A 16,947-nucleotide genomic window follows, 5' to 3' on the forward strand; every position below is an offset into this window, starting at 1 on the left:
ACGGCCGGACGGCTGTCGCGGTACGCCTCCCCGGCCTCCGCGCGGGCGGCCCGACCGGTGAGGGCAGCCGGGCGCCCGGGATCCCGGCTGCCGCCCGTGGTGCGGGACTCGCTGTTGCCGGCGCTTCTGCTGCTCGACGTCGTGACCACGCGGGCACCGGACGAACTCCCACGGGCCGTCGCCCTCACCGCCGCCCTCGCACTGCCCCTGGTGTGGCGGCGCCGGGCCCCGCTCACGGTGTTCGGCGCCGTGGCCGCCGCGGCCTGCGTCCAGTGGCTGACGGACGGCCCGTTGCCGGCGGACGTCGCCCTGCTGGTGGCGCTCTACACGGCGGCCGCGAACTCGGGCCGGCGCGGCACGCTCGTCGCCGGTGCCGTCGTGGAGGCCGGAGCCCTGCTGGCCTGCCTGCGCTGGGCGACGGACGGCGCGTTCCTGACCCCCTTCGTCGCGCTCACCGCGACGGTCGTCGCCGCCGCCGTCCTCGGTGTGAACGTGCGGACCACACGCGCCTACCTCGCGGCCCTGAAGGAACGGGCGGCCCGCCTGGAGCAGCAGCAGGAACAGCAGGCGCGCCTGGCCGTCGCCGAGGAGAGGGCACGCATCGCCCGGGAGATGCACGACATCGTCACCCACAACCTGTCCGTCATGGTCGCGCTCACCGACGCCGCCGTCTACGCGCAGCACCGGTCGCCCGACCGGGCCACCGCCGCGATGCTCCAGATCTCCGAGACGGGCCGGCAGGCGCTGACCGACATGCGGCGCTCGCTCGGCGTCCTGCGGACCGACGAACCGGACGCGGAGCGCCACCCGTTGCCCGGCATCGCCCAGCTGGAGGCCCTCGCCGACCAGATGTGCGCCGCCGGGCTGCCGACCCGCCTGGAGGTCCACGGCGGCCACGGCCACATCCCCGCCACCGCACAACTCACCGTCCACCGCCTGGTGCAGGAAGCCTTGACCAACACCCTCAAGCACACACCCGGCGGCACCCACGCGACGGTCCGGATCCGGTGCTCGGCCGACTCCGTCACCGTGGACGTCACCGACAGCGGCCCCTGCCCGCCGCTCCCCGCCGCCGCACCGTCCGGCCACGGCATCCCCGGCATGCGCGAGCGCTCGGCCGCCTACGGGGGGACGCTGCAGGCCGGACCGCTGCCGGGCGGCGGCTGGGGAGTCCGCACCCGGCTCCTCCTCGGCAGCGGCGGAGCGGCGTCCGCATGACGATCCGCATCCTGATCGCCGACGACGAGGCGCTGCTCCGGATGGCCTTCAGCACCGTCCTGGAGGCCCAGCCCGACATGGCACCGGTCGGCGAGGCCGCGGACGGCGGCGAGGCCGTACGCCTCGCCCGGGAGCTGCGCCCCGACGTCGTCCTGATGGACGTCCGGATGCCCGGGACGGACGGGATCGAGGCGACCCGGCAGCTCGTCGAGATCTCCCCGCGGAGCCGAGTGCTGATCCTCACCACCTTCGACCTGGACGAATACGCCTTCGCCGGGCTGAACGCCGGAGCCTCGGGCTTCCTGCTGAAGAACACCAGGCCCGAGGAACTGCTCACCGCGATACGCAGCGTCGCCGCGGGCGACGCGGTGGTCTCCCCGCGGATCACCCGCCGCCTGCTGGAGAACTTCCGTCCGCACATCCCCGGCGGCGGCGGCGCCGGCCACGACGAGCGGCTGAGCCGGCTCAGCGCCCGTGAGCGCGAGGTGCTCGTCCAGGTGGGCCGCGGCCTGTCCAACACCGAGATCGCCGCCACCCTGTACCTCGCGGAGGCGACCGTGAAGTCCCATCTGGGGCGGATCCTGCACAAGCTGGAACTCCGCGACCGGGTACAGGCCGTGATCTTCGCCTACGAGAGCCGCCTCGTCCGCCCGGCGTGACGCCACCGCCGGGGCCGCCGGTGAAGTCCTCGGCCGGGGCGTCGGCCCGGGGGTGATGCCCACGACGCCGATCATCGAACACCCGTTCCCTTGCTCTCGTCCGGGCGGGCCTCCGGAGCCTCCGTCCGGAGACCGTCCGCGCAGGTCAGGAGCACATCCCCACCCGCCCGCGGGCCGCGGTGGCGGCGTCGGCGAGCGCAGCCGCCGACGGCCCGACCGGTACGGGAGCGGCCACCCGAGTAGCGTTCGACACGTGTCCAATCCTCCGGCGCGACGGCGCCCGGACCGTCGGACCGCCGGGACGGGGCCGCGATGACCCTGCTGCCGCTGGCCGTCGACCCGACGAGTGGGTCCGCCCTGCTCGCCGGGTTCGGCGCGCTCGCCGTCCTGGTCGTGACCTTCGCCGAGTCGGGCCTGCTGGTCGTCGGCTTCTTCCTCCCCGGCGACACCCTGCTGCTGCCCGCCGGGGTCCTCTGCGCGGCCGGCAACGGCTCCGGACCACGCCTCTCGCTCTGGCAGGTGATGCTCTGCGCCGCCGTGGGGGCCGTGGTCGGCGCCCAGGTCGGCTTCCTGATCGGGCGCCACGGCGGCCGCCCGGCCCTCGCCCGCACCCGCAGCAAACGCCTGAGATCGGCCGCGGCCCGAGGGGAGGAACTGCTGCGCCGCTACGGCTACCGCAAGGCGATCGTCATCGGCCGGTTCGTCCCGCTGGTCCGCACGGTGCTCAGCCCGCTCGCGGGCATCCTGGACGTTCCCACCCGCACCTTCACCGTGTGGCAGATCGTCGCCGGGCTGCTCTGGTCGCAGAGCCTGGTGCTGGCCGGCTACTGGCTGGGCGCCGCCGTCCCGGGCATCGACCACTACCTGTGGCTGCTGGTCGGCGGGATCGTGGTGCTCTCGATCCTGCCCCTGCTGATCCACCCGTGTCGCGACTCCCGCTCCCGCTGACCCGACCCGCCACCGCACCCGGCGCACGACGAGTCGGCCGGAGCCGCTTCCCGGCCTTCACGAGTGCCTCGACCTGGTCGCCGAGCGCCGTGCCGCGCCGGGTTGGTGGCGCGGATCGACGCCGTCAGGCCTTGCCCAACTCGCCGCCGGCGGTGGCGGTGACGAAGGCCTGCCAGGCGCCGGTGGGGAAGACGAGTGCCGGGCCTTGGGGGTCCTTGGAGTCGTGGACGGGCGTGATGCCGGGGTAGCCGTCGGCGACCTCGACGCAGCCGCCCTGTCCGTTGCTGTACGAGCTCTTGCGCCATGGCGCGTCGGTCAGGTCACGTTGCATGGTTCTCGCAGTCCTTCCGTACGGCCCGGACGAGTGCAAGGGACGCGGCTTGAGGCAGCGCTTCGACCTGGAGCCGATCGTAGTTGCCGGCCCATGTGGCCACCGTCTCCGCGTCGCGCTCCAAGTAGCCGCGTTGCAGGGTTTCGGTATACCCCAGCATCGTTCGGTTGGGTAGCGTCAAGAGGTTCACCGGATGGGACAGCGGCCGCCCCTCGCCGAGCTCGTACGGGCTGATCTGAAGCATCAGATTAGGTTGCTGGGCCAGATCCTCGAGGTGCTGGAGCTGCCCCAACATGACGCTTTTGCCTCCGACAGGACGACGGAGGCAACTCTCGTCCAGTACAGCGTGAATGGATGGCGTCCTTGCCAGCAGGCGCTGACGAACAGCCAGGAAGTCAAGGCGCTCGTTCGCCTGCTCCTGCGTTGCGCTGCCACGCCGGACGGTGGCGTACTCGTAGGCGGCGGCATAGTCGACGACTTGGCGACACTGAGGGTGTTCGGGCGGCTGCGGTTGCTTCGGCTGCACCAGGTGGCGCCGTGGGTGGGTGCGGGGCAGGGCGAGCAGCGGGAGGATGCGCGATGAGCGGTCGGTCGGAGGGGTAGGTGCCCAGCGAAGGCGCGATCGTCCGGGACACCGGGCGTCGGCTGATCGGGGTCTACATGGCGACCTTGGGCGGGCAGGTCTACTTGCGGCCCGAGGGCGGCGGGGTCGAGTGGACGGTGCGTCCCGAGCACATCGGGCCGGTGGCCGGTTCCGGCGCCGCCGAGGGTGGTGCGGTGTGAGGGGCCCGGAGGAGGGCGGGCCGGTGGACGCGGTGACGGCGGCCGCCGTGATCGTCCCGGTCAGCGCGGGTGTCGCGATCGCCGCCGTGGTGCCGGTGTGGGGCGGGCCGCCCGGGACCACGGGCCTGGTGGCGCTGCTGGCCTTCGCGCTGGCGTTGATGGCCGGGATCGCGGCCTCCGGGCCGGTGGGGGAGCGGGTGACGCGGAGCCCGGCCCGGGAGGAGGAGGCGCCGACCGTCGTCCGGCAGCAGGGTCCGGCGACGCCGGACGAACCGGAGTGGCGGGACCGGGGCCGTTGCCTCGGCTGCGTCCAGGTGGCGGAGGTGGCGGAGGCCGGGGTGCTGGCCCGGGGCGGCGTCGAAGTGCCGCTGTACGTGTGTTCGTCCTGTCTGGAACACCTGGAGGCCTGGCACGCGGCACAGCTCGCCGTGATCGGGGCGGACCTCGGGGCGGCCCTGGCCGAGCGCTTCGGCGTGCCGTTCCACTTCGGCAGCCCCGAAGTGCCGGACGACTCCGCTCCGCGGTGGCAGGAACTCCGCTGACCGCCGCGTGGCCGGCCACCCGGTCGGGCAGGCCGTCGTACGAGGATCTGTCCGTCGACATGGTCAACGGCAGCCCCGCGCGCCGGTGCGAACCGGTCACCGGACGGGTGGCCAGGCCCGTCGGCACCGCGGAACCCGCCCCGGCCGGCGGCCGGCCGACCAGCCGGCCGGCCGGGGCGGGTTTGCGAGAGGCTCCGAAGGGACTGCGTCCGTGGCGGAACCGGAACGAACTGCTACGAAGGCGCAGCCGACGGGCTCGGCGTACCCGGCATGAGGCACGGGGTTCCGACTGTGAACAGCATCCGGTCCGATCCTCCTGACGTCGAGGCAGAAACCAAGTACCGGCTGGTCGGCTGCCTTGCGTAGAGAAGGGCCTCCGGCTTCCCGTCCACGTATTCGCGGTAGCTCTCCACGTCGAGACCGCGTCCTTCCAGCATCTCCCGGATCTTCCTGACCGCATCGGGATGCTGAGCAACCGGAACAGTGGTGTCGACGTAGTAGGTGAGCGTGTACCTGTCGTCGTCGGCCAGCTCGTCGTTCTTTCCGACGCAGCGACTGAAGTAGGGGTTGATCGACGCCAGGTTGAGCTGCACGCCGGCGGCCTGAGCCATGTACTCGGTCATCTGCCGAGCCCAGTCCTGGGAGTCCTTCTTTTCCATCGTGGGCTGTTTGGCGTCCTTGCCGTCCTGGGACACGCATCCTCCTAGAAGAGCCGTGACGCAGACGGTCACGGCCACCATTGCCGATTTCAGCCCGCGACTGTTCCTGAGCCCTGTGCGCACGGGACGCCGGGTTCGTCGAGCCGAATCGCCGGGATTGGTCATCCGAGTGCTCTCCTGTTCGGCCGGCTCCGTCAGAGACCGCCGGGATAGACGGTTTCGGGATCGACCTGGGCTTCCTTGTCGACCGTGGCCGGAGGCCTTCCTGCGATGATCTTCCCTTGGTTCAACAGGCTGGCGCTGGCCTGGTCCCAGTAGCCGCTGTGCCCGTGAGTATCGATCTTGATGTTGTTCCCGCCGAATTCGCTGAACATCGGGTCGAAGCCCAGTGAGAACCCGGCCACGTCACGGATGGCATCGTCGTCGGCCGCGCCCACCCAGACGTGGGCCGGATCAATGTTGAGGTTCGCGGCGCTTCCCGTCGTCATTCCGGGGCTGGCGATGGCCACGATGTCGTCAGCCTGCAACCCGCCCCCTGTGCTCGCCGCGGCTCCGACGGCGGTGGTGCCGTAGCTGTGGCCGATGACTGTGAGGTGGGTCCGGTGATCGCCCTGAGCGACTCGGGTGCCCTCCGTGAAGCGGCGCATGGATTCGGCTGCCTCTTCGGCCCGGCCCGTCCCGACGACGCTGAGATTTGAAGGCGGCACCTCGGGGGCGTCGTATCCCAGCCAGAAGATCGTCGACACCCGTTGCCCCGGGGCCTCCGATGAGGCTGCCTGTTGAAGTGCGCCGATGCGTTCGATCTGACCGGGAACACTGGCAAGAGTGGTCGCTGTCCCCGGAACCAGAACAGCGGTGTGGTCGGCTGTGTCAGGGTTTCCCATGGCGACGATGGCCCGGCCATCGCCCTTCGGATCGATCCCCAGTAGCAGGAGTTCACGACCGTCGGCGTCTCCGTCAGCGGCGTCCAGCCTTTCCTTCAACTCCCTCACGGCGTTGCCGCGCGCGTTGAACTCGTTCTGGGTGATCCCGAAATCCTGCGCCTTGCCCACATGCAGCGCGTCGTTCTGCTGCTCCAAAAACAGCCGATTCGCCTCGTCCCGGACGGCGGACGGCAGGCCGTCGAGGCGGCCGATCTCTTCGGGATGAAGTGCGAGGTAGCTCTTCTGCTGATCTGCTGTCAGTGACTTCCACCACTCGGCCGACTTTGCCGGGTCCTTGCCATCGGGCAGCGACGGATCGACCAGCCCCAGTTCCTTGATGACATCGGCGGCGTCTCTGGCGGACTCGGCCACCTCACCACCGGTCCTGATCGTCGTGAAGATCAGAGGGCTGAGGCGCCCGAGTGCTCGCTTGCCCTGATCGCTGGCCTCCTGGGCAGCCTTGAGAGCTGCATTGATACGTTCTTGGGCCTCCGTCCTGAGTCCGGCCAGGTTCCGTCGCGCGTCCTGGGCGTCCGGGTCGTGCTGTTCGCCGGGGCTCGGTGGCGGCAGATTGACCGTGCCGTCACCTGAGATCGTCAGCTGCCACTCGGTCGCCCGGTGCATGGCGTTCGTCAGATTGGTCTGCGCCTGATACATACGGTCGGCAGTGGTGTCGAGGGCCAGGGCAGCTGCTTCGGCCTCGACGCGGAGCGTTTCGAGAACGCTCTCGTTGAACTCCATGGCGTAGAAGGCGCTGTCTGCGTCTTTCCCCGTCCACTGAGCATGCCGAAGTGGCCCGTTGACCGTGTGTCGATGACGCGAGTACGCGTCTTCGACGGCCCGGGACATGGTGCGCCATCCCTTTGCTGCGTCATGGATGGCGTTCGGGTCGAACTTGAGCAGCAGTTCGTAGATGTTGCTCATCCGGCACCTCGCGGGGTCCAGAGCTGGGCGATCGCCTGGTCGTTCCACTCATGCCCATCGGCGGTGGCATCCAGATTGGTAGCGGTATTTTTGATGCGCTCCCGGATCTTGGTGAAGGTTGGTGCCCAGCCTTTGGACATTTCCCCTAGTTCGTCTGCCACCGACCAGCCCGCGAGTAGTGCAGCAGCGGCGGAGCCGGTCCTGATCACCGACTCGAACGGCATGGCCAGTTCTTCCCCGATAGCCCGGGCCAGGCCGGCTGAAGCCCGGAGCGCGGCCGGATCGACCTTGATGTCAGTCAACGTTGTCCCCCCTGGACAGCTCTCGTACGCGCATGAGAGTAGCGGCACCCGACGGCACCCGAGTATCCGTACAAGTACTCAGATCGACCCGGTTGGGGCGCTTGGTCGACGTGGGGTCAACTGATGGTGCGTCAGTACGCTTGGCGTCGGCAGGCTTGCTGATCGAGGTGATTCCGGAGGGCAGTTGGTCGTCGTGCGTGCGTATTCTCGCCCGGAGGCCGCCGGCCGAGGCAATCGACGGTGAAGGCGATGCGGTGCGTAGGTGTTGTAGGTACGTCTAGGTCAGCCTGGTAGCGGCAGGTGGCTCAGCGCGGTGGTGTCACCGTGACGCCGGCGGCGTTCAGCCTCGCAGGAGACGGGACCACGCACATCTGGGCAGCGCGCGGCCCGGAGAAGCTCTGACCGTGGAACGAGCGGCTCCGCCCGGACCGGTCAGAGCGTGCCGAACTCGCCGGTGGCGGTGGCGGTGACGACGGACTGCCAGGCGCCGGCGGGGAAGACGAGGGCCGGGCCTTGGGGGTCCTTGGAGTCGCGGACGGGCGTGATGCCGGGGAAGCCGTCGGCGACCTCGACGCAGCCGTTCTGCCCGCCGCTGTAGGTGCTCCTGCGCCAGGGAGCCTCGGTCAGGTCAACGTGCATTCTCAAGGTCCTCCCGTACGCGGCGGATCGTTGCAACGGTTGCGGCTCGGTTCAGGGCCTCGACCTGAAGGCGATCGCAGTGCTTGCTGAGCGTTGAAACGGAGTCGGTATCCCTGTCCAACTTGTGGCAACGCTCTCCAGATGATGCAACTGCGCGATCATCACGTCACTTCCTCCGATGGGTCGGAGTAGGCAGCTCTCATCCAGGACTGCGTGGATTGCCGGCGGCTGGGAGCGGTCGAGGCACTGTTGCCTGGTCAGCGGGAATGCCACGCCCTCGTCCGCCTGCGCCTGGGTGGCGCTTCCTCGCCGCAGGATGCCGGCCTCCCAGGCGGTGGCGTAGGCCTGGGTCTGCAACAGGCCAGGGAGTCGCAGCGGGCTCTGGTGCGAGGTCGACGCCTGAACAGACGGCCGGGGCGTCGGGGCGGCGCCACGGGCCAGGGTCAGGCACACGGCGGCCAGCGGCAGTTCGACGCACAGGGCCATGATCAGCGCGGAGGCGAGGGCGATGCCCGGGGCCGCCGTCCCTACGTCGGCCAGGGCGTCGGCGCCCAGCAGCAGGGCGGCCGCGCAGGCCGTCCACCGGGCCGCCGGAGTACGGCGCTTCAGCAGGATGTGGGTGGCGGAGAGCGTCGAGAACTCCAGGGCGTCCAGTACCACCCACCAGGTCTCACCGCAGGCGACCAGGAGCGCGAGCCAGGGCAGCAGTACCAGGGCCGCCAGGCCCGGCAGTCGGGGGGACAGTCGCTCGAACCGTACGCGAGGGGATCCCATCGGGGCCACCGGACGCCCCGGGGCGAGCGCGACGGCGAGGCTCATGCCGTACCGCCGTCCGCGACCACCGAGGCCTCGTCCGAGCGCGCCGAGCACGCCGAGCACTCCGGGTCGCCCCCGTCGCCGGCGCCGGCCGTACTGCCGACACCCCGCGCGCGGACCAGCCGCAGCCGCTCGGCCGGGCAGCCGCCGGGGGCGTCCTGCACCCGTACCGTCCTGAACGGCCCCTCGGCCCAGGCCAGCCAGAACTCGCCGGACACCGCCACGGCTGGGGCCGGCACCCACACCCGGCGCAGCGTCCGTCGGGGCCCGGCGAACTCCACCACCGGCAGCGGCCCCTCGGCCGGCCGCCGGCCCCAGGCAAGGGCGAGGTCACGCCCGCCGCAGGTACTGCGCCGGGCACCCCGCAGCACCTGCGGGGAGAGCCGGGAGACGACCACCACATCCAGCAACTCGCCGTGCTCGTAGACCTCCAGGGCCGCCCGCCGCCCCTCGCGGCGCCCGCCGCCGGCGCCGCGCACCGACCACGGGCCGGCGGGGGCGGCCGGAACCGGGGCACCCCCGCCGAGGCCGGTCGCCACCTCCCACGCCGTGTCCCCGCCGGCACCGGAGGCGCCGCCCTCGGCCGCGCCCCCGGCCGCGTTCCCGGCCCTCTCCCGAGCCGCGTCCGAAGCTGTCCCCGTTGTCGTCGTCATACCGTCAAGCCTTCCGGCCCGGACGGGAGATGTCGGTAGCGTGATCGTCCGGACCGGGGGTGTACCCAGCTACACCATCGGGACTGCAGCCCCCTTCATGGCGGGCCATGATCGCCGCGGCCTAGGCTGTCGGGCATGTCCTCCACCCTGCCGCGCCGCCTGCTCGCCGGGAGCGCCGGGCGGACCCCGTGGTCGGCGGGGCCCTGGCACGACACGCTCTTCCTCGCGGCGGGGGCGCTGCTGAGCGGGCCCTTCTGGGTGGCGATGCTGGTCCCGAAGCTGCTCTTCCCGATGACCACCGTGCTGCTCCTGCTGCTCGGAAGGCTGACGGCCGCCCAGCGCAGCCGGCTGCGCGCGTTGCGCGGGGTGGAGATCCCGCGCGGCACCGGCGCCGGTCGCAACCCGCTCCGCCGGCTGCGCACCGCGGCGGCCTGGCGGCAGACCGGCTACCACCTGGTGGTCGGGCCGCTGCTGGCGCTGGCCGCCGTGCTCCTCCTCTACGGATGGGCGATCGGCCTGGTGCTGGCCACCGTGTACGGCTGGAGCTGGCTGATGCCGGCCACGAGCCGGGTCGGCGGCAGCGGCTGGGTCCCGCTGGCGGCCACCCTCGGCGGCGCCGCGCTGCTGGCCGCCGTCCCCCGGGTGGCCGGCCCGCTGGCCGCGCTGGACCAGCGGGTGACGCTGGCGATGCTCGGCCCCGACCGGGCCGAGCTGCTGGAACGCCGGGTGGAGGACCTCGCCGAGAGCCGGGCCGGCGTGGTGGACGCCGCCGACACCGAGCGCCGCCGGATCGAACGCGATCTGCACGACGGCGCGCAGCAGCGGCTGACCTCGCTGGCGATGAACCTGGGGCTGGCCCGGCGGACCCTCAAGGACGTCCCGCCCGAGGCGATGCAGGTGATCATCGACGCCCACGAGGAGGCGCAGGCCGCCATCGCGGAGCTGCGCGACCTGATCCGCGGGCTGCACCCGGTCGTCCTGGAGGACCGCGGCCTGGACGCGGCGCTGTCCGGCATCGCGGCCCGCGCCCCGCTGCCGGTCCGGCTGGACGTCGACCTGCCGGGCCGGGTCTCGCCGACCGTCGAGGCGGTCGCCTACTTCACCGTCTCCGAGGCGCTGACCAACGTCGCCAAGCACGCCCGGGCCTCCAAGGTGGTGCTCTCGGTGCGCGAGCAGGGCGGTCGGCTGCGGATCGTCATCACCGACGACGGGGTCGGCGGCGCCGATCCGGCGGGCGGCACCGGACTGACGGGGCTGCGCAAACGCGCCGCCTCGGTGGACGGCACGCTGGCCGTCCACAGCCCCCTCGGGGGCCCCACCACCATCACCGTGGAGTTGCCGTGCGAGCTGTGATCGCCGAGGACTCGGTCCTGTTGAGGGTCGGCCTGGTCAAGGTCCTGGAGGCGGTCGGCTACGAGGTGGTCGCCGCCGTCGGCGACGCCGAGGAGCTGCTCGCCGCCGTCGAGGAGCACCGGCCGGGGGTGGTGGTGACGGACGTCCGGATGCCGCCCGGCTTCACCGACGAGGGGGTGCGGGCGGCGCTGATGATCCGCCGGCAGTGGCCCGAGGTCGCGGTGCTGCTGCTCTCCCAGTTCGTCGAGGAGCGTTACGCCGCCGACCTGCTGGCCACCAACACCAGCGGGGTCGGCTACCTGCTCAAGCAGCGGGTCGCCAACGTGGACGACTTCGTGGACGCCCTGCAGCGGGTGGCCGAGGGCGGCACCGCACTGGACCCGGAGGTGGTCGCGCAGCTGCTGGTGCGTCGGCACCGCGACCCGCTGGAGAAGCTGACCCCGCGCGAGCGGGACGTCCTCGGGCTGATGGCGGAGGGCCACTCCAACACCGCCATCGCGGCGGCCCTGGTGGTCGGTGACAGCGCTGTGGCCAAGCACATCAACTCCATCTTCACCAAGCTCGACCTGCCGCCCGCCGACGCCACCCACCGCCGGGTGCTCGCGGTGCTGCGCTTCCTGGAGGTCGGCTGACCATGACGGGCCGGACGGCGGGGGAGGAGCGGACGGCGGTGCGGCCCGGCGCAGGGCCGGACGCGGGCCCGGGGGCACCGGCGGGTGCCGGGACGGCCGGCGAGCGTCGGGTCTGGCGGCTGGCCGGCGGGCTCGTGATGGCGGTGGTGCTGATGCTCGGGGCCTCGCAGGCGTGGGCGGCGCTGGTGCAGCAGCACACCAGCTCGGTGAAGGAGTACCAGCGGGCGGCCCGGGTGCTGGCGCTGGACACCGGCCGGGCGACGGTGCGGATCGAGCCGGGCCGGTCCGACCGGGTGGTGGTGCGGGCGGCCCTCGACTGGACGCTGCGGCAACCCCAGGTGTCGATGCTCTGGGACGACGATGTGCTGCGGGTCTCGGTCAGCTGCAACCGCTTCCTGGACGCGGGCCGGTTCGACTGCGGCACCCGGCTGGTTGTGGAGGTGCCCGCCGACACCAGGGTGACCGGGCGGAACTCGTCGGGCCACACCGAGGTCCGGGGCCTGACCGGGGACGTCCAGCTGCGGACCGCCTCGGGGTCGGTCCGGCTGGCCGGCCTCTCCGGACGCCTGACCCTGGGCTCGACCTCGGGCGTCGTCCGGGGCGAGGGGCTGACCTCGCCGGCGGTGGAGGCGGACACCGCCTCCGGCACGGTGGACCTGTCCTTCGCCGCGGCGCCGGCGTCGGTGGTGGCCTCGTCCACCTCCGGTTCGCTGTCGCTCACCGTGCCGGCCGGGTCGCGGTACCGGTTCACCGGCCGGGCGGGCTCCGGCGGGCGCTCCATCGACCCGGTCCTGGCCGACAGCGCCTCGCCGCGCACGATCGAGGGGTCCACCACGTCCGGGTCGATGACGGTGCAGGCCGCGCGGCCCTGACCGGCCGGGTCGCGGCCCGCGCGACGCCCTGCCCGGCCCGGCCCGGTGGCCGGCCCGGCCCCGCCGACCGGCCACCGGGCCGGGTGGGGGACAATGAAGAGTCCCGGACCGCGCCCGGCGGGACCGCCTAGCTGCTGAGGATGCGCCGCGCATGACCGCCACGCCCGAGACCGCCACGCCCGGACCCGCCCCGGCCGACTCCGAGTTCAGGCCGCTGGACATCGGCCCGATGCGGGTGTGGCCGCCCGTCGTGCTGGCCCCGATGGCGGGCATCACCAACGCGCCGTTCCGCACCCTCTGCCGGGAGCAGAGCGACGGCAAGGGCCTGTTCGTCAGCGAGATGATCACCACCCGGGCGCTGGTCGAGCGCAACGCCAAGACCATGCAGCTGATCCGCTTCGACCCGAGCGAGAAGCCGCGCTCGATCCAGCTGTACGGGGTGGACCCGGTGACCGTCGGCAAGGCCGCCCGCATGATCGCGGACGACGGCCTGGCCGACCACATCGACCTCAACTTCGGCTGCCCCGTCCCCAAGGTGACCCGTAAGGGCGGCGGCTCGGCGCTGCCGTACAAGCGGAACCTGCTGCGGGAGCTGCTGCGCGAGGCCGTCGCGGGCGCGGGCGGCCTGCCGGTGACCATGAAGATGCGCAAGGGCATCGACGACGACCACCTCACCTACCTGGACGCCGGCCGGATCGGCGCCGAGGAGGGTGTCTCGGCGATCGCGCTGCACGGGCGGACGGCCGCCCAGCACTACGGCGGTACGGCGGACTGGTCGGCGATCGCCCGGCTGCGGGAGTCCGTCCCCGCGCACATCCCGGTGCTGGGCAACGGGGACATCTGGTCGGCGGGCGACGCGCTGCGGATGATGCGGGAGACGGGCTGCGACGGCGTGGTGGTCGGCCGTGGCTGCCTGGGCCGGCCGTGGCTGTTCAAGGACCTGGTCGCGGTGTTCGAGGGGGACGCCGATCCGGCGCGCCCGTCCTTCGCGGACGTGTCCCGGGCGATGGTGCGCCACGCGCAGCTGCTGGGCGAGTGGATGGGGGACGAGCAGCGCGGGGTGGTGGACTTCCGCAAGCACGTCGCCTGGTACACCAAGGGCTTCTCGGTCGGCTCCGAGCTGCGGGTGCGGCTGGCCAACTCCAGCTCGCTGGCCGAGCTGGGCGGGACGCTGGACGAGGTGGAGCAGTCGCAGCTGTGGCCGGCCGGCGCGGACGGCCCCCGGGGCCGGACCAGTGGCAACAACCGGGTGGTCCTCCCCGAAGGCTGGTTGGACGATCCGTATGACTGCGCCCTGCCGGGCGTTGACGCCGAATCGGACATCTCTGGCGGATGATGTGGACGGTCCGGCCAAGTTGACCCCGGAGGGGCGACTGCCGGGACGGCCCAGCCCTCTTGGACAACCTGGCCAAGAGGGCTCCATTCGGGCTTGATCCAGTCACGGAACGAACACGTTTCTGGACGCAGTGCGACGAATGGCGCAGTGTCGCTACGCACGACTGGTGAGATGCGCTCGTGACGCTTGCCACATACCGTGGCGACTGACATACGGTCAGGTGTCGGTCTTGGCCCGGAAGGCGCAAATCGGCTTCCGAAGGGGTCGGCGGAGTATCGGAGAGTCGGGGTGCAGGAAATCAAGCCGGGGCAACACGGCCGGGCGCTCACCATCACGCTCTGTCCGCTTCATGTGATCTTCGCGTTTCGACGTGTTCAAGAACTGAACGCACGCTAGCGTCAGCCGGACGATTTCAGCACCAGAGGTGAACGCCCTGACAGGCATTCGATCTGCTGGGTTACCGATCGGTACCGGCCTCGTACGGCCTATTGGCAGCGCAAGAACGCCTTTGAAATGGGTATGTTCTCCGGCGTCAGGGCAACCGTGTGCGAGGAGACCGACCCGTGCCGTCCCAGCAGAAGTTTGTTTACTCCTTCACTGAAGGAAACAAGGACCTCAAGGATCTTCTTGGCGGCAAGGGCGCCAACCTCGCCGAGATGACCAACCTGGGCCTCCCCGTCCCTCCGGGGTTCACCCTCACCACCGAGGCCTGCAAGGTGTTCCTGGAGACCGGCAGTGAGCCGGCCTCGCTCCACCAAGAGGTGAGTGCGCACCTCGACGCCCTGGAGCGGGAGATGGGCAAGAAGCTCGGCCAGGCCGACGACCCCTTGCTGGTGTCCGTACGTTCCGGCGCCAAGTTCTCCATGCCCGGCATGATGGACACCGTCCTCAACATCGGGCTCTCCGACGTCTCGGTGCTCGGCCTCGCCGCGCAGTCCGGCAACGAGCGCTTCGCCTGGGACTCCTACCGTCGCCTCGTCCAGATGTTCGGCAAGACCGTGCTGGGCGTCGACGGCGAGCTCTTCGAGGAGGCCCTCGACGAGGCCAAGGCCGCCAAGGGCACCGCCGACGACCTGGACCTGGACGCTTCCGACCTCCAGGTACTGGTCGACACCTTCAAGGCGATCGTCCTGCGCGAGACCGGCCGCGACTTCCCGCAGGACCCGCGCGACCAGATGGACCTCGCGATCCACGCCGTCTTCCACTCCTGGAACGGCGACCGGGCCCGGCTGTACCGCCGCCAGGAGCGCATCCCCAACGACCTGGGCACCGCGGTCAACGTCTGCAGCATGGTGTTCGGCAACCTCGGCGAGGACTCCGGTACCGGCGTCGCCTTCACCCGTGACCCCTCCACGGGCGCGGTCGGCGTCTACGGCGACTACCTCTCCAACGCCCAGGGCGAGGACGTGGTCGCCGGCATCCGCAACACCCTGCAGCTCAGCGAGCTGGAGAAGCTGGACAAGAAGTCGTACGACGAGCTCATGGCGATCATGCACAAGCTCGAACTGCACTACCACGACCTGTGCGACATCGAGTTCACCATCGAGCGCGGCAAGCTCTGGATGCTCCAGACCCGGATCGGCAAGCGCACCGCCGCCGCCGCCTTCCGGATCGCCGTCCAGCTGGTCGACCAGGGCCTGATCGACCTGGACGAGGCGCTGCACCGGGTCACCGGCGGCCAGCTCGCCCAGCTGATGTTCCCGCGCTTCGCCCCCGACGCCAGCTCCAAGCGGGTCGCCTGGGGCCTGGCGGCCTCGCCCGGCGCGGCGGTCGGCAAGGTGGTCTTCGACTCCTACACCGCCGTGAAGTGGTCGCGCTCCGGCGAGAAGGTCATCCTGGTCCGCCGGGAGACCAACCCGGACGACCTGGACGGCATGATCGCCGCCGAGGGCATCCTCACCTCGCGCGGCGGCAAGACCTCGCACGCGGCCGTCGTGGCCCGCGGCATGGGCAAGACCTGTGTCTGCGGCGCGGAGGAGCTCGAGGTCGACACCAAGCGCCGCCGCTTCACCACCGCCGACGGGCAGGTCGTGGAGGAGGGCGACGTCGTCTCCATCGACGGCGCGACCGGCAAGGTGTACCTCGGCGAGGTACCCGTGCTGCCGTCCCCGGTGGTCGAGTACTTCGAGGGCACCCTGCACGCCGGCGCCGACGTCCAGGGCGGCCTCGTCCAGGCCGTCCACCGGCTGATGGCCCACGCCGACGTGCGCCGCCGCCTCGCGGTCCGCGCCAACGCCGACAACGCCGAGGACGGCGGGCGCGCCCGCCGCTACGGCGCCCAGGGCATCGGCCTGTGTCGCACCGAGCACATGTTCCTCGGTGAGGAGCGCCGCAAGGAGGTCGAGCACCTGATCCTGGCGGACAACGACAAGGACCGGGAGTCCGCGCTCGGCACCCTGCTGCCGCTGCAGAAGGGCGACTTCCTGGAGCTCTTCCAGGCGATGGACGGACTGCCCGTCACCGTCCGGCTGCTCGACCCGCCGCTGCACGAGTTCCTGCCCGACATCACCGAGCTGTCGGTGCGCGTCGCCCTCGCCGAGGCCCGCAAGGACCCGAACGAGAACGACCTGCGCCTGCTCCAGGCCGTGCACAAGCTGCACGAGCAGAACCCGATGCTGGGTCTGCGCGGGGTGCGCCTCGGCCTGGTCATCCCCGGCCTGTTCGGGATGCAGGTCCGGGCGATCGCCGAGGCGGCCGCCGAGCGGCGGCTGGCCGGCGGGGACCCGCGCCCGGAGGTGATGATCCCGCTCGTCGGCACCGTCCAGGAGCTGGAGATCGTCCGCGACGAGTGCGAGCGGGTACTCGCCGAGGTCGCCTCCTCCACCGGCGTCCAGCTGGACATCAAGCTCGGCACGATGATCGAGCTGCCCCGGGCCGCGCTGACCGCCGGCCAGATCGCCGAGGCCGCCGAGTTCTTCTCCTTCGGCACCAACGACCTCACCCAGACGGTCTGGGGCTTCTCCCGCGACGACGTGGAGGCCTCGTTCTTCACCGCGTACCTGGAGAAGGGCATCTTCGGGGTCTCCCCGTTCGAGACCATCGACCGGGACGGTGTCGGCGCGCTGGTCAAGCACGCCGTCGAGGCCGGCCGGGCCACCCGTCCCGACCTCAAGCTCGGCGTCTGCGGCGAGCACGGCGGCGACCCGGAGTCGGTGCACTTCTTCCACGAGGTGGGACTGGACTACGTGTCCTGCTCCCCCTTCCGGATCCCGGTGGCGCGCCTGGAAGCGGGCCGCGCCGCCCTTCGGACGGCGGGCAGCGACTCGCGCTGACGGTGGCGGGCACCCGGGCGGCCAGGCATCGGCCGCCCGGGGCCCGACCCGCCTCGGCGAAGGTCGCTGACCGCATCCCCTCCCG

18 protein-coding genes and 1 pseudogene are annotated in these 16,947 nt (G+C 71.6%); 11 read left to right on the plus strand and 8 right to left on the minus strand.

The window, feature by feature from the left end:
- Positions 1 to 114: 114 nt before the first annotated feature.
- From OG689_RS27910 to OG689_RS27920, 3 genes are all read left to right on the plus strand, one after another.
- Positions 115 to 1,218 carry a histidine kinase gene (locus OG689_RS27910; RefSeq protein WP_266323606.1) on the plus strand — a complete coding sequence of 368 codons (1,104 nt, stop codon included), beginning with the start codon at positions 115 to 117 and terminating at the stop codon, positions 1,216 to 1,218.
- Positions 1,215 to 1,877 (plus strand): response regulator transcription factor, encoded by a 663-nt coding sequence (locus OG689_RS27915; RefSeq protein WP_266323607.1) that lies wholly within the window; start codon positions 1,215 to 1,217, stop codon positions 1,875 to 1,877. The genes OG689_RS27910 and OG689_RS27915 overlap by 4 nt, the downstream gene beginning before the upstream one ends.
- Positions 1,878 to 2,189: 312 nt before the next feature.
- Positions 2,190 to 2,825, plus strand: coding sequence for a DedA family protein (locus OG689_RS27920; RefSeq protein WP_266323608.1), 636 nt, complete (start codon positions 2,190 to 2,192; stop codon positions 2,823 to 2,825).
- A gap of 124 nt (positions 2,826 to 2,949) precedes the next feature.
- On the opposite strand, the gene OG689_RS27925 is transcribed toward OG689_RS27920, so the two are convergent.
- Positions 2,950 to 3,156 (minus strand): DUF397 domain-containing protein, encoded by a 207-nt coding sequence (locus OG689_RS27925; protein WP_266323609.1) that lies wholly within the window; start codon positions 3,154 to 3,156, stop codon positions 2,950 to 2,952.
- On the minus strand, positions 3,146 to 3,682 hold the full coding sequence (locus tag OG689_RS27930; protein WP_266323610.1) for a DUF5753 domain-containing protein: 537 nt from the start codon (positions 3,680 to 3,682) through the stop codon (positions 3,146 to 3,148). Before OG689_RS27930 ends, OG689_RS27925 begins: the two co-directional genes overlap by 11 nt.
- A gap of 77 nt (positions 3,683 to 3,759) precedes the next feature.
- On the opposite strand from OG689_RS27930, the gene OG689_RS27935 reads away from it, so the two are divergent.
- Together OG689_RS27935 and OG689_RS27940 are read left to right on the plus strand one after the other, a co-directional pair.
- Complete coding sequence (locus tag OG689_RS27935) at positions 3,760 to 3,939, plus strand: hypothetical protein (protein WP_266323611.1); 180 nt, start codon at positions 3,760 to 3,762, stop codon at positions 3,937 to 3,939.
- Positions 3,940 to 3,962: 23 nt separating this feature from the next.
- Positions 3,963 to 4,481, plus strand: coding sequence for a hypothetical protein (locus tag OG689_RS27940; RefSeq protein ID WP_266323613.1), 519 nt, complete (start codon positions 3,963 to 3,965; stop codon positions 4,479 to 4,481).
- A 233-nt stretch (positions 4,482 to 4,714) separates the two neighbouring features.
- Here the strand turns inward: OG689_RS27940 and OG689_RS27945 are convergent, their stop codons facing one another.
- From OG689_RS27945 to OG689_RS27955, 3 genes are all read right to left on the minus strand, one after another.
- Positions 4,715 to 5,176, minus strand: a complete 462-nt coding sequence (locus tag OG689_RS27945; RefSeq protein ID WP_266323614.1) for a hypothetical protein — start codon at positions 5,174 to 5,176, stop codon at positions 4,715 to 4,717.
- Positions 5,177 to 5,334: 158 nt separating this feature from the next.
- Complete coding sequence (locus OG689_RS27950) at positions 5,335 to 6,987, minus strand: alpha/beta hydrolase (RefSeq protein WP_266323615.1); 1,653 nt, start codon at positions 6,985 to 6,987, stop codon at positions 5,335 to 5,337.
- Positions 6,984 to 7,289, minus strand: a complete 306-nt coding sequence (locus OG689_RS27955) for a hypothetical protein (protein WP_266323616.1) — start codon at positions 7,287 to 7,289, stop codon at positions 6,984 to 6,986. The genes OG689_RS27950 and OG689_RS27955 overlap by 4 nt, the downstream gene beginning before the upstream one ends.
- 300 nt (positions 7,290 to 7,589) lie before the next feature.
- On the opposite strand from OG689_RS27955, the pseudogene OG689_RS27960 reads away from it, so the two are divergent.
- Positions 7,590 to 7,691 (plus strand): annotated as a pseudogene (locus OG689_RS27960) (RNA polymerase subunit sigma-24); the annotation flags it as partial.
- A 30-nt stretch (positions 7,692 to 7,721) separates the two neighbouring features.
- On the opposite strand, the gene OG689_RS27965 reads toward OG689_RS27960, so the two are convergent.
- From OG689_RS27965 to OG689_RS27975, 3 genes are read right to left on the minus strand one after another with little or no spacing between them, the layout of a single operon-like run.
- Entirely contained in the window at positions 7,722 to 7,928 is a 207-nt protein-coding gene (locus tag OG689_RS27965; RefSeq protein ID WP_266323617.1) for a DUF397 domain-containing protein, read from the minus strand.
- A 51-nt stretch (positions 7,929 to 7,979) separates the two neighbouring features.
- On the minus strand, positions 7,980 to 8,747 hold the full coding sequence (locus OG689_RS27970; protein WP_266323619.1) for a Scr1 family TA system antitoxin-like transcriptional regulator: 768 nt from the start codon (positions 8,745 to 8,747) through the stop codon (positions 7,980 to 7,982).
- Positions 8,744 to 9,397: a hypothetical protein gene (locus OG689_RS27975; RefSeq protein ID WP_266323620.1), complete on the minus strand. Its 654-nt coding sequence runs from the start codon at positions 9,395 to 9,397 to the stop codon at positions 8,744 to 8,746. Before OG689_RS27975 ends, OG689_RS27970 begins: the two co-directional genes overlap by 4 nt.
- Positions 9,398 to 9,532: 135 nt before the next feature.
- Here OG689_RS27975 and OG689_RS27980 point away from each other — a divergent pair, with 135 nt between their 5' ends.
- The 5 genes from OG689_RS27980 to ppdK all read left to right on the plus strand — a co-directional run bounded on the left by OG689_RS27980 (position 9,533) and on the right by ppdK (position 16,862).
- Positions 9,533 to 10,750: a sensor histidine kinase gene (locus OG689_RS27980; protein ID WP_266323621.1), complete on the plus strand. Its 1,218-nt coding sequence runs from the start codon at positions 9,533 to 9,535 to the stop codon at positions 10,748 to 10,750.
- Entirely contained in the window at positions 10,738 to 11,382 is a 645-nt protein-coding gene (locus OG689_RS27985) for a response regulator transcription factor (RefSeq protein WP_266323622.1), read from the plus strand. The genes OG689_RS27980 and OG689_RS27985 overlap by 13 nt, the downstream gene beginning before the upstream one ends.
- A 2-nt stretch (positions 11,383 to 11,384) precedes the next feature.
- A complete protein-coding gene (locus OG689_RS27990; protein WP_266323623.1) occupies positions 11,385 to 12,254 on the plus strand; it encodes a DUF4097 family beta strand repeat-containing protein in 870 nt (289 codons plus the stop codon).
- Positions 12,255 to 12,405: 151 nt separating this feature from the next.
- On the plus strand, positions 12,406 to 13,590 hold the full coding sequence (gene dusB, locus OG689_RS27995) for a tRNA dihydrouridine synthase DusB (protein WP_266323624.1): 1,185 nt from the start codon (positions 12,406 to 12,408) through the stop codon (positions 13,588 to 13,590).
- A 563-nt stretch (positions 13,591 to 14,153) separates the two neighbouring features.
- The gene (gene ppdK / locus OG689_RS28000) at positions 14,154 to 16,862 is read left to right on the plus strand and encodes a pyruvate, phosphate dikinase (RefSeq protein WP_266323626.1); all 2,709 of its coding nucleotides are present in this window, start codon (positions 14,154 to 14,156) and stop codon (positions 16,860 to 16,862) included.
- The last annotated feature ends 85 nt before the right edge of the window (positions 16,863 to 16,947 follow it).

Source organism: Kitasatospora sp. NBC_00240 (assembly GCF_026342405.1).
GTDB lineage: Bacteria > Actinomycetota > Actinomycetes > Streptomycetales > Streptomycetaceae > Kitasatospora.